The sequence below is a fragment of the Caulobacter sp. BE264 genome (genome assembly GCF_031457805.1).
Taxonomy (GTDB): Bacteria; Pseudomonadota; Alphaproteobacteria; order Caulobacterales; family Caulobacteraceae; genus Caulobacter.
The window spans coordinates 598,845-611,140 of sequence record NZ_JAVDXI010000001.1; the positions used below are offsets into that span (position 1 = coordinate 598,845).

10 protein-coding genes and 1 tRNA gene are annotated in these 12,296 nt (G+C 64.3%); 9 read left to right on the forward strand and 2 right to left on the reverse strand.

The window, feature by feature from the left end:
- Positions 1-20 precede the first annotated feature (20 nt).
- Positions 21-359 (reverse strand): P-II family nitrogen regulator, encoded by a 339-nt coding sequence (locus J2X45_RS02925; protein WP_010919834.1) that lies wholly within the window; start codon positions 357-359, stop codon positions 21-23.
- A gap of 236 nt (positions 360-595) precedes the next feature.
- On the opposite strand from J2X45_RS02925, the gene J2X45_RS02930 reads away from it, so the two are divergent.
- From J2X45_RS02930 to J2X45_RS02955, 6 genes are all read left to right on the forward strand, one after another.
- On the forward strand, positions 596-2,146 hold the full coding sequence (locus J2X45_RS02930; protein WP_310211107.1) for an acetyl-CoA acetyltransferase: 1,551 nt from the start codon (positions 596-598) through the stop codon (positions 2,144-2,146).
- Positions 2,147-2,151: 5 nt separating this feature from the next.
- A complete protein-coding gene (locus J2X45_RS02935; protein ID WP_310211110.1) occupies positions 2,152-2,721 on the forward strand; it encodes a histidine phosphatase family protein in 570 nt (189 codons plus the stop codon).
- A gap of 10 nt (positions 2,722-2,731) precedes the next feature.
- The gene (locus tag J2X45_RS02940; protein ID WP_310211113.1) at positions 2,732-4,183 is read left to right on the forward strand and encodes an NAD(P)H-hydrate dehydratase; all 1,452 of its coding nucleotides are present in this window, start codon (positions 2,732-2,734) and stop codon (positions 4,181-4,183) included.
- Between the two features lie 44 nt (positions 4,184-4,227).
- Positions 4,228-4,312 (forward strand) — tRNA-Leu (locus J2X45_RS02945).
- A gap of 182 nt (positions 4,313-4,494) precedes the next feature.
- Positions 4,495-5,853, forward strand: coding sequence for a trigger factor (gene tig, locus J2X45_RS02950; protein ID WP_310212078.1), 1,359 nt, complete (start codon positions 4,495-4,497; stop codon positions 5,851-5,853).
- A gap of 168 nt (positions 5,854-6,021) precedes the next feature.
- Positions 6,022-6,663: an ATP-dependent Clp protease proteolytic subunit gene (locus tag J2X45_RS02955; protein ID WP_012640374.1), complete on the forward strand. Its 642-nt coding sequence runs from the start codon at positions 6,022-6,024 to the stop codon at positions 6,661-6,663.
- 78 nt (positions 6,664-6,741) lie between these two features.
- Here J2X45_RS02955 and J2X45_RS02960 read toward each other — a convergent pair whose 3' ends face one another.
- On the reverse strand, positions 6,742-7,410 hold the full coding sequence (locus J2X45_RS02960; RefSeq protein ID WP_310211119.1) for an HAD-IB family hydrolase: 669 nt from the start codon (positions 7,408-7,410) through the stop codon (positions 6,742-6,744).
- Between the two features lie 338 nt (positions 7,411-7,748).
- On the opposite strand from J2X45_RS02960, the gene clpX reads away from it, so the two are divergent.
- The 3 genes from clpX (at position 7,749) to J2X45_RS02975 (ending at position 12,227) form a co-directional block, all read left to right on the forward strand.
- Positions 7,749-9,011 carry an ATP-dependent protease ATP-binding subunit ClpX gene (clpX, locus tag J2X45_RS02965; protein WP_310211123.1) on the forward strand — a complete coding sequence of 421 codons (1,263 nt, stop codon included), beginning with the start codon at positions 7,749-7,751 and terminating at the stop codon, positions 9,009-9,011.
- A gap of 394 nt (positions 9,012-9,405) precedes the next feature.
- Positions 9,406-11,805: an endopeptidase La gene (gene lon / locus J2X45_RS02970; protein ID WP_310211126.1), complete on the forward strand. Its 2,400-nt coding sequence runs from the start codon at positions 9,406-9,408 to the stop codon at positions 11,803-11,805.
- 143 nt (positions 11,806-11,948) lie between these two features.
- Positions 11,949-12,227, forward strand: coding sequence for an HU family DNA-binding protein (locus J2X45_RS02975; protein ID WP_310211129.1), 279 nt, complete (start codon positions 11,949-11,951; stop codon positions 12,225-12,227).
- Positions 12,228-12,296 lie beyond the last annotated feature (69 nt).

Below are 12,296 nucleotides of genomic sequence, written 5' to 3' on the forward strand. Positions count from 1 at the left end.
TTAGTTGCTGACGAACCGGCCTAGACGGCGGCCGGGCCGTTTTCTCCGGTTCGGATGCGGATCACTTCCGCGATCTCCGAGACGAAAATCTTGCCGTCGCCGATGCGGCCCGTGCGGGCGGCGCGGGTGATGGCCTCCAGCGCGGGCTCGAGCTGGCTGTCCTCTACCACGACCTCCACCTTGATCTTGGGAAGGAAGTCCACGACGTACTCGGCGCCGCGATACAGCTCGGTGTGGCCTTTCTGACGGCCGTAGCCCTTGGCCTCAAGCACGGTCATGCCCTGGACGCCCATGTCTTGCAGGGCCTCCTTCACCTCATCCAGCTTGAACGGCTTGATGACGGCTTCGATCTTCTTCATCGGTTCCACTTTCGGGCCCGTCGGCGGCGAACCGCCTTCTCTGAGGCGCAACCATCACGCCGCCCCGCGAGCCGCAAGCGAGCCCTCGCGACAAATCTGACCGAACGATTGACTTACGAGCATGTGATTGGAAATTGGGCACCTAGCGCCCGTTGTTTGGGCAAATCCAAAACCGCGCCCAAATGGCCTTGCGGCGCTTCATTTGACGCCTACGATCACGCCCAACGAACGTTTGAATGGGGGCGGATATGCGCGATGACACGCCGGTTTTGATCGGGGCGGGCCAATTCACCTATCGAGGAGACGCGGCAAATTCGCCGTCGCCGCTGGAACTGCTGAAAGTTGCGGCGGAACGTGCCGTGCAAGACGCGGGGCTGGAGGGGGCGGTTTTTGCCGAACTCGACGCAATGGCGGTTGTCGCGTTCAGCATTGACGCGCCAGGCGGGTTATCGAAGCTCCCGCTACCCCGGCTGAAGAACCCGCCGGCGTCTTTAGCGCGCGCGCTGTCAGCGGCGCCGCGTTGGAGCGTTTACACGGAAACCGGCGGCAATAGCCCGCAGCAAGCGGTCAATGTCGTGTGCGAACGGATCGCCCAAGGTCAGAACGATCTCGCCCTCGTCACTGGCGCTGAGTTCCTGGGCTCACTGATGAAGCGGCTGAAGGGGGGCTCGGGCTTCGACGGATGGGGCGACGACATCGAGAGCGCGCCAGACCGCATCGGTGATCCGCGTCCGGGCGTCACCCCGCAGGAGGCCGCTCACGGTCTGGGCTATCCGGTCAACACCTATCCGCTGTTCGAGAACGCTCTGCGAGCGCGCGACGGGGTCTCATTGGAAGAGCATCAAAAGCAGCTTGGAGCCTTCTTCGCGCCTTTCACCAAGGTCGCCGCGGCCAATCCTCACGCCTGGTTCCCGATCGAGCGCACCGCCGAAGAGCTGGTGACGGTCACCGAGCGCAATCGCATGGTGGGCTATCCCTATCCGAAGTATCTCAATGCGATCATGGAGGTCGATCAGTCTGCGGCCGTCTTGATCGCCAGCGTCAGGAAGGCGCGCGAACTGGGCGTGCCCGAGGACCGGTGGGTCTTCCTCCACGGCTGCGCGGATGCTTCGGACCTTTGGTACCCGCTCGAGCGGCAGGACTATCACTCCAGTCCGGCCATGCGCCTTACTGGAGAGCGGGCTCTGGAGATGGCCGGGATCGGTGTCGAGGACCTCGATCTGATCGACCTTTACTCGTGCTTCCCGTCCGCCGTGCGGATCGGCGCCGAGGAGATCGGCCTGGCGCTCGACGATCCGCGCGGGCTCACCCTCACCGGCGGCCTGCCTTACTTCGGCGGCCCCGGAAACAACTATGCGCTCCACGCCATCGCCGAGATGGTCGCCAGGCTGAGGGCCCAGCCTGGCGCCTACGGGCTCTCGACGGCCAACGGCTGGTTCCTGACCAAGCAGTCCGTGGGCATCTATTCGACGCGTCCGATCGAAGGAGAATGGGAACGCGAGCCGCCCTCGGTCATCCAGGCCAAGATCGATGCGTTGCCGCATCCTGAGATCGTCGAAAAGCCGGAGGGCAGGGCGGTCATCGAAACCTACACCGTCGTTCATGGCCGCGAGGGCGTGCGGATGGGGATCGTCATCGGGCGCGATAGCGAGGGCCGTCGGTTCGTGGCCCAGACGCCGGATGATCCGGCTGTGCTGCGCGACCTGGAAAGCCGCGAGGGTGTCGGGCGGTCGGGGACCGTCGGGCCTCATCCAGACGGGGTCCGCAATCTATTCGTGCCGGATTGAGCGCCATGAAAATCGTGCATGTGATCCGCCATGGGCGGCCAGCCTCGACCTGGGGCGGCGCGGACGGGGATCCGGGTCTGGATGACGCCGGGCTCTCGCAGGCGAAGGCGGTTGCGGATGAGATCCTGGGGTTGCCGGAAGGCGAACGGCCCCGAGCCGTCGTATCCTCGCCGTTGCGGCGATGCCGGGAAACAGCTGCGCCTTTGGCGGATGCCCTGGGTGTGGAGATCGTTATCGATCCGCGCGTGGGCGAGATCCCGACGCCGGCGGCGCTTTCTGCGGAAGAGCGCCCTGCCTGGCTCCGCACGGCCTTTGGCGGTCGCTGGGATGAGATCAAGGGCGATCTCGACTACACGACGTGGACCAGGAGCGTTGCGGCGGCTTTGAGCGAGCACGGCGGCGCGGCGGTGTTCAGTCATTTCGTGGCCTTGAATGGCGCGGTGTCGGTCGCGACCGGGCGACCGGAGGTGATGGCGTTTCGGCCGGACCACTGCTCCCGTACGGTGTTCGAAATCGACGGCGACCGCTTGATCCTGATCGCGAAAGGGCGAGAAGCTCAAAGTCAGGTGCTTTGAGGGAGGCCGTGTGGCCCGAGAGATCCTGACCGTCGCCGAGATGACTGCGGCCGACCGGGCGGCTGTGCTGGCGGGAACGCCCACGCCGGTTCTGATGGAGCGCGCCGGCGAAGCTGTGGGGCGGGCGGTGCGCGCCCGCTATCAGCGCCGCCCCGTGGTCGTATGGTGCGGACCCGGCGATAACGGCGGGGACGGATACGTTGCGGCCCGTCACCTGCGGCGACACGGCTGGCCAGTCGTTGTCGAAGCGGCCTATCCCCCAGCCACGGACGCCTGTCGCTGGGCGGCGTCGCGCTGGCGTGGCGAGGTCAGGACGTTGTCTGCGACACTGTCCGATGACACGCTCTATATAGACGCGATCTTCGGCGCGGGCCTGTCCCGGCCTCTGGAAGGTGAGGTCGCCGGCTTGGCGCGTGACGCCGCGCGACAGCCGTTGACGATCGTCGCGGTCGATACCCCGTCGGGCGTTCACGGCGATACGGGCCGCTCCTTGGACGGTGTCGCGTTAGCGGCCGAACTCACCGTCACTTTTCATCGTCGCAAGCCCGCCCATGTCCTGATCGAGGGGCGCAAAGCCTCCGGCGATATCGTGGTCGCCGATATCGGCCTTGCCTCGATGGGCGCTGCATCGCTCTTCGAGAATGCGCCGGATCTTTGGCTGGAGCGCTATCCCTGGCCGGCGATTGACGCCCACAAGCACAGCCGCGGGCGTCTGAGCGTTGTCAGCGGTGACGCCTGGAACACAGGGGCCGCCCGCCTCGCGGCGCGGGCCGGATTGAGGATCGGCGCTGGTGCGGTGACCTTGCTTTCGCCGCCGGCCGCCCTCGCCGTGAACGCTAGCCACCTTGAAGCTGTCATGCTGGCGCCCTTCGAGACTGACGGCGACCTAGCCACCAAGGCGCAGAGGGCGGATGCGGTCATCATCGGCCCCGCCGCCGGGGTGGGAGAGGCGACGGCGCGCAATCTGCGCGCTCTAGCGCAAACCGGCGCGGCCCTGGTGGCCGACGCGGACGCTCTGACGAGCTTCCAAAACGATCCCTCCGAACTGTTCGCCTGCCTGGACCGTGATGACGTGCTGACGCCGCACCCTGGGGAATTCGAGCGGATCTTCCCGGGCCTGCTGACGCGGGCGCCGGAACGGATCAGCGCGGCCCGCGAGGCGGCGCGCCTTGCGGGCGCCGTCGTGCTGCTCAAGGGCGCCGATACGGTTGTCGCCGCGCCGGATGGGCGCGCGGCGGTCAGCCTCAACGGAACGCCCTGGCTGGCCACCGCCGGCTCGGGTGACGTCCTGGCCGGGTTTATCGGCGGTTTGCTGGCGCAAGGGATGGAAAGCTTCGAGGCGGCCTGCGCCGGCGCGTGGATCCACGCGGCGTGTGGCGCTCTTCATGGGGTCGGCCTGATCGCCGAAGATCTGCCAGGTCTGGCGCCGAAGATCCTCGCTCGACTCCATCAAGGCGCCTGAGCGGACTTGCGCGGCGCGCTTGCAACCCGTAATGCCGGGCGCACGCGGATGTGGCGAAACTGGTAGACGCACTGGATTTAGGTTCCAGCGCCGCGAGGCGTGGAGGTTCGAGTCCTCTCATCCGCACCATACCTCTCGCAAAGCCCTTTTAGGGCGTGCGAGTTTTATCGCCGCCGCTCTTGGATGCTCGCGCACGTCGTGACATAAGGGCGCTCTTTCGCCGCCCGGCACGTCGCGGGCGGCGTCGATCTTTTGGACCCCAGGGCGGAGCTCGGGCGCCCGGCGCCCCGACCCGAGAATTAAGAATGTCGATGCAGATCGTTGAAAAGTCGGGCGAAGGCCTCAGCCGCGTTTTTGGCGTCACGGTGCCCGCGAGTGAACTGGCCACGCGTCTTGAAGCGCGGATCGCCGAAGTCGCCCCGCAAATGAACGTCAAGGGTTTCCGTCCGGGCAAGGTGCCGAAGGCCCACGTTCGTCGCCTGTACGGCAAGGCCCTGATGGGCGAAGTCATCGAGCAGGCCCTGAACGAGACGACCACCAAGGTCCTCGAAGAGAACAAGCTGCGCCCGGCTGGCCAGCCCGAACTGAACCCCTCGTCGGACATGGAAAAGGTCATCGCCGGCGGCGAAGACCTGGCGTTCGACCTCGCCGTCGAAGTGATGCCAGAGTTCGAGCCGATCGACCCGACGTCGATCGAGCTGGTGAAGCCGGTCTACAAGATCGCGGACGAGGAAGTCCAAGAGGCCCTGGAAGAACTCGCCAAGCAGGCCCGCACCTATGAGCCGCGCACCGGCAAGAGCCAGAAGGCCAAGGACGGCGACCAGCTGTTGATCGACTTCGTCGGCACCATTGACGGCGTTGAGTTCGCCGGCGGCAAGGCTGAAGGCGCCGAGCTTGTCCTGGGCTCGGGTCAGTTCATCCCCGGCTTCGAAGACCAACTGGTCGGCGCCAAGCCGGGCGACGACGTGGTGGTGAAGGTGAAGTTCCCGGAAGACTACCAGGCCAAGGATCTGGCCGGTAAGGACGCCGAGTTCGCCACCAAGGTTCAGGAAGTTCGTGCGCCGGTCGACCGCAAGGCCGACGACGAGCTGGCCAAGCGCCTGGGTCTGTCGGACCTGGCCGCTCTCACCGAGCTGCTGAAGTCGAACTTGTCGAGCCGCTACGACAATTCCTCGCGCTTCAAGCTGAAGCGTGCGCTGCTGGACGTGCTGGACACCAAGCACGACTTCCCGCTGCCGCCGCGCATGGTGGACGCTGAGTTCGCTGGCATCTGGCAACAGGTCGAGGCCGACAAGGCCCGTGGCGGCCTGCCGCCGGAAGACGCCGAGAAGTCGGAAGAGCAGCTGAAGGACGAGTACAAGAAGATCGCCGAGCGCCGCGTGCGCTTGGGTCTCGTGCTCGCCGAGATCGGCCGCAAGAACGACGTGGTCGTCACCGACCAGGAGCTGACCGACGCGATCATGCGCGAAGCCCGCCAGTACGGCGCCCAGGCTCAGCAAGTGTTCGACATGTATCGTCAGCGCGCCGACCTGCAGGCCGCCCTGCGCGCCCCGATCTACGAAGACAAGGTCGTCGACCTGATCTTCGGCAAGGCCAAGATCGAGGAAAAGGAAGTCTCCAAGGACGAGCTCCTGGAAGAAGACGACCTTCCGGAAGGCTACGGCGGCTAAGGCTCGCTGAAACCGAAATTGTGAAAGGCGCGGCTCGCGAGGGCCGCGCCTTTTTCATTTGGGTCCACGCCGCGCGCTCCTTGCAACCTGTTAAGGGGAACGCGATATGCGTGAGCGACGCCGCGCGGGGGCTGATTCGTTTTCGCGCCGCCAGCACACACGAAAAGGGTGATCCCCATGATGTACGATCCGGTTTCGACGGCGATGAACCTGGTGCCGATGGTGGTCGAGCAGACCAGCCGGGGCGAGCGCGCGTTCGACATCTTCTCTCGCCTGCTGAAGGAACGGATCATCTTCCTGACCGGTCCGGTCGAGGATGGCATGGCCAGCCTGATCTGCGCTCAGCTGCTCTTCCTCGAGTCCGAGAACCCGAAGAAGGAAATCGCCATGTACATCAACTCGCCGGGCGGCGTGGTGACGGCTGGCCTCGCGATCTACGACACCATGCAGTACATCAAGAGCCCGGTCTCGACGGTGTGCATGGGCATGGCCGCCTCGATGGGCTCGCTGCTGCTGGCGGCCGGCGCCGCAGGCCAGCGCATCTCGCTGCCAAACGCCCGCATCATGGTGCACCAGCCGTCGGGCGGCTTCCGTGGCCAGGCCTCGGATATCGAGCGCCACGCCGAAGACATCATCAAGACCAAGCGCCGCCTGAACGAAATCTACGTCAAGCACTGCGGCCGCACCTATGAAGAGGTCGAGCGCACGCTGGATCGCGACCACTTCATGAGCGCTGATGAGGCCAAGGCCTGGGGCCTAGTCGATCACGTCTACGACTCGCGTGACGCCGCCGAGGCCGGCGCCGAGTAAGCCGTCCCGGCAAACGAAGAAGCCGCCGACTTTCGGGTCGGCGGCTTTTTTGTTTTGATGATCCTGGGCTCGCCAGGGTTAGGCTGGCTTGCCCCGGAACACGCGGTAGCCTTTCTCGTCGGCGATCGCGAGCATCTCCGTGTCCCCGGAGGTGTCGCCGTAGGCCGCTGTGAGCCGCACGTCCGGCCCGAAGACCTCACGCAGGCGCAAAACCTTCTCCTTGGCCCGGCAATTGTTTCCGTCGAGGCCGCCAAGGATGCGGCCGTCTTCAGAGCACCTCAGGCGCGTGCCGATCAGCATGTCCGCGCCGAGGCCGCGGGCGAACGGCGCCACGATCAGGTCGGGGGAGGCGGTTACGATCACCATCTTGGCGCCCTTGGCGCGCCAGCTGCGCCACACCGCCACGGCGTCTGGTCTCAGTAGCGAGGGCGCAAAAGCTTCGGCGAAGGCGCGGGCGTCGTTCTCGATCTGGGTGATCGTCGCACCCTTCAGGAACTGGCGCACCGCGGCGGCCTTTAGCTTGCCCCGATTGCGGTCAAACACATAGGTGAGCAGCGCCGGCGTCAGGCGCAGGACGCCCAGCGGCCAGCGGCCTCCGGCGCGCCATTTCAGGAACGCGTTGAAGCTATCCTTCACGGTCAAGGTGCCGTCGAAATCGAAGGCTACGAGCAATGGCTCATGCCCCATCTCGCCGGTCATCGGGCGCGACGCGCTCAATCCTTTGGCCATCCAAGAACGCTTAGCCATTCAACCTTCATGCGAGCGCGATCGGCGCTCCGCCACCCTGACGAATCCTGGCTTTGTAATACGGCGTTACCGGCGGCGCTGTAAGGGTCTAGGCGCTCGACGCTTGCGCTAGGACGCCAATCGCCCAATTTAGTTGTACAGCCTACGACACGATCGGGCGGGTTCATGCGTTTCAAGGGGCGAAAGGGCCTGGCGAGGCTTGTGAACCGAGCGCGGATCGGGGAATGTCAAGGATTAGACAACTCCCGGCGTGTATTCTGCTTGCTTCGGTGGCGGCGTACGCGCTCGGAAGGGGCGTCTCGGCGTAAGCCGTCGTCGCCATAGTGTGAGAAGCGATCATGACGAAAGCCGCGAGCGGCGACACCAAGAGCACCCTGTACTGTTCTTTCTGCGGAAAGAGCCAACACGAGGTGCGCAAGCTCATCGCGGGACCGACGGTGTTCATTTGTGATGAATGCGTCGAGCTCTGCATGGACATCATCCGCGAAGAGCACAAGATCGCCTTCGTGAAATCCAAGGATGGCGTTCCGACGCCTCGCGAGATCTGCGAAGTCTTGGACGATTACGTGATCGGACAAGGTCACGCCAAGAAGGTCCTCGCGGTCGCGGTTCACAACCACTACAAGCGCCTGAACCACGCGTCGAAGAACAACGACGTCGAACTGGCCAAGTCGAACATCCTGCTGGTCGGTCCGACCGGCACGGGTAAGACCCTGCTGGCCCAGACCCTGGCGCGAATCATCGACGTTCCGTTCACGATGGCCGACGCCACGACGCTGACCGAAGCCGGTTATGTCGGCGAGGACGTCGAAAACATCGTGCTTAAGCTGCTGCAAGCCGCCGACTACAACGTTGAGCGCGCCCAACGCGGCATCGTCTACATCGACGAAATCGACAAGATCAGCCGCAAGTCCGACAACCCGTCGATCACCCGCGACGTGTCGGGCGAAGGCGTGCAGCAGGCCCTGCTGAAGATCATGGAAGGCACTGTCGCGTCTGTGCCGCCGCAAGGCGGACGCAAGCACCCTCAGCAGGAGTTCCTGCAGGTCGACACGACGAACATCCTGTTCATCTGCGGCGGCGCCTTTGCTGGTCTTGAGAAGATCATCTCCGCGCGCGGCGCGGCCAAGTCGATCGGCTTCGGCGCTAAGGTCACCGATCCCGAAGAGCGCCGTACGGGCGAGATCCTGCGGAACGTCGAGCCCGACGATCTGCAGCGTTTTGGCCTGATCCCGGAATTCATCGGCCGTCTGCCGGTGGTCGCAACCCTGGAGGACCTCGACGAAGCCGCCCTGGTCAAGATCCTGACCGAGCCGAAGAACGCCTTCGTCAAGCAGTACCAGCGCTTGTTCGAGATGGAGAACATCGGTCTGACCTTCACCGACGACGCCCTTCATCAGGTCGCCAAGAAGGCCATCGCTCGCAAGACCGGCGCGCGCGGCCTGCGTTCGATCATGGAAGGCATCCTGTTGGAGACCATGTTCGAACTGCCGACCTACGAAGGTGTCGAAGAGGTGGTGGTCAACGCCGAGGTCGTCGAAGGCCGTGCGCAACCGCTGCTGATCTACGCCGAAAAGAAGGGCGGGGCGGCCTCGGCCTAACCGAATCCTTCGTGCTGAATCAGGCGCGCCTTCGTCCGAGGGCGCGCCTTTTTTCGTGGATAACACTGCGCGAGTGAGCGCGCTGAGCATCCTGTCGTCCCGTCCTGGTGAGAGGGTAGCGATGTTGATGCGCCTCTGATGCGCGTGTGCGGGGTCTATTCTTTCTGATTTGGCCGTTTGCGTGGCATGGATCACTCAACTTGACCGAGGCCGCGCGACCAGTCGCCGCTGGTGGGCGAGCGCGCTTGAACCGTGTTGTAAAACGTCCACATAAATAATGACCATTCGCCCAGTCCCGGGCGGACGGGCCGATCGACTCAGGCGCATCGTCTGGTGTTACGGCGGCCCGCGTGGCCAGGCGCCTTTCGAGGCTTCGGCCGGGAGTATTGAGAACATGTCCGAACTACGTACGCTTCCTGTTTTGCCGCTGCGGGACATCGTGGTGTTCCCGCACATGGTGGTGCCGCTTTTCGTGGGCCGCGATAAATCCGTGCGTGCGCTCGAAGAGGTGATGCGCGGCGACAAACAGATCCTGCTCGTCACCCAGAAGAACTCGGCCGACGATGATCCGGCGCCGGGCGACATCTTCGACGTGGGCGTGCTGGCCACCGTGCTGCAACTGCTGAAGCTGCCCGACGGCACGGTCAAGGTGCTGGTCGAGGGCAAGGCGCGCGCCGCCGTCGTCAGCTTCACCGATCAGGAGTCCTACTATGAGGCCCAGATCGGGGAGGTTTCCGAGGACGAAGGGGCCGGGCCCGAGGCCGAGGCGCTGTCGCGGGCGGTCGTCGAACAGTTTGAGAACTACGTCAAACTGAACAAGAAGGTCCCGCCGGAGGCCCTGGCGTCGATCCCGCAGATCGCCGAGCCGGGCAAGCTGGCCGACAGCATCGCCGCGCATCTGTCGGTGAAGATCGGCGACAAGCAGCATCTGCTGGAAATCTTCGACGTCGTGAAGCGGCTGGAGAAGGTCTTCGCCCTGATGGAGGGCGAGATCTCGGTGCTGCAGGTCGAGAAGAAGATCCGCTCGCGCGTGAAGCGCCAGATGGAGAAGACCCAGCGCGAGTATTACCTCAACGAGCAGATGAAGGCGATCCAGCGCGAGCTGGGCGATCCCGACGATGCACGCGACGAGCTGATCGATCTCGAAAAGCGGATCAAGAAGACCAAGCTTTCCAAGGAAGCCCGCGCCAAGGCCGAGAGCGAGCTGAAGAAGCTTCGCAATATGAGCCCGATGTCGGCCGAGAGCACTGTGGTCCGGAACTATCTGGACTGGCTGCTGTCGATCCCGTGGGGCAAGGCCAAGACCAAGAAGATCGACCTTTCCGAGGCCGAAGACATTCTCGACGCCGATCACTACGGCCTGGAGAAGGTCAAGGAGCGGATTCTCGAGTATCTGGCCGTGCAAGCCCGCACCAACTCGCTGAAGGGGCCGATCCTGTGCCTCGTCGGCCCTCCGGGCGTGGGCAAGACCTCGCTCGGCAAGTCGATCGCCAAGGCGACGGGCCGAGAGTTCGTGCGCATGAGCCTGGGCGGCGTGCGTGACGAGGCCGAGATCCGCGGTCACCGCCGCACCTACATCGGCTCGATGCCCGGCAAGGTCGTCCAGTCGATGAAAAAGGCCAAGACGACCAACGCCTTCGTCCTGCTGGACGAGATCGACAAGATGGGCAGCGACTATCGCGGAGATCCCGCTTCGGCGCTGCTCGAGGTGTTGGACCCGTCGCAGAACTCGACCTTCGGCGACCACTATCTGGAGGTCGATTACGACCTGTCGCAGGTGATGTTCGTCACCACGGCCAACAGCCTGAACATGCCCCAGCCCTTGCTGGACCGCATGGAGATCATCCGCATCCCCGGCTACACCGAGGATGAAAAGCTGGAGATCGCCAAGCGGCACATCCTGCCCAAGCTGGCCAAGGATCACGGCTTGAAGCCGGCCGAGTTCGTCGTGCCGGACAAGGCGATCCGCGACCTCATCCGGTACTACACCCGGGAAGCTGGCGTGCGGTCCCTGGAGCGGGAACTGGGCGCTTTGGCGCGCAAGACGGTGCGGGACCTGGCGCGCGAGAAGCTGGCTTCGATCACCATCGATGATGAGCGTCTGGCCAAGTACGCCGGGGTCAAGAAGTACCGGTATGGTGAGACTGACGAGGTCGACCAGGTCGGCATCGTCACGGGTCTGGCCTGGACCGAGTTCGGCGGCGACATCCTCACCATCGAAGCGGTGAAGATGCCGGGCAAGGGCCGGATGCAGATCACCGGCAACCTCAAGGACGTGATGAAGGAGTCGATCGCGGCCGCGAACAGCTATGTCCGCTCGCGCGCGCTGCAGTTCGGCATCAAGCCGCCGGTCTTCGAGAAGACCGACGTGCACATCCACGTTCCCGATGGCGCCACGCCTAAGGACGGGCCATCGGCCGGTATCGCCATGGCCCTGGCCATGGTCTCGGTCCTGACCGGCATTCCGATCCGCAAGGATATCGCCATGACCGGCGAGATCACCTTGCGTGGTCGCGTCACCGCGATCGGCGGCCTGAAGGAGAAGCTGCTCGCGGCGCTCCGCTCTGGTGTGAAGACGGTTCTGATCCCGCAGGAGAACGAGAAGGACCTTGCCGACGTGCCCCAAACCGTGAAGGACGGGCTGGAGATCATCCCGGTCTCGACGGTGGACGAAGTCCTCAAGCACGCCCTGATCGGTCCGTTGACTCCCGTGGAGTGGAACGAGGCCGAGGAGCCGATTGCGGCGTCTGCGAAGAAAGACGATGGCGACGCCGACGCCATGTTAACCCACTAGGTTTAACTTAACGACGATAACTTAGGCGGCGCGGGAGTTTCCCGCGCCGCTCGCGTTTGACGAGGCTTTCCCAGCCGCCATAATCGTTTTGAGCGCAACGCCGTCAGCGACAAACGCGTGGTCGCTCAGGCTGGGAGAGAAACATGACCACAAAAGCCGAGCTCGTTACGGCGATCGCCGAAAAGGCAGGTATCAACAAGGGGCAAGCCAAGGACGCTTTGGAGGCCTTCATCGACGCGGTCACCGACTCTCTGAAGTCTGGCCAGGATGTGCGTCTGGTGGGCTTTGGCACCTTCAAGGCCGTGACGCGCGCCGCCGGCACCGCCCGCAATCCGCGCACTGGCGAGACCGTCAACCGCCCGGCGTCGAAGACCGCCCGGTTCCAGGTCGGGGAAGGACTGAAGTCGTCTTTGAACGGTTAGGTGACGTTGCAGTGTTCTCAAAAGGGCGGGGCGTCAGGCGATGACGCGCCGCCTTTTCGTTTTGGGCTT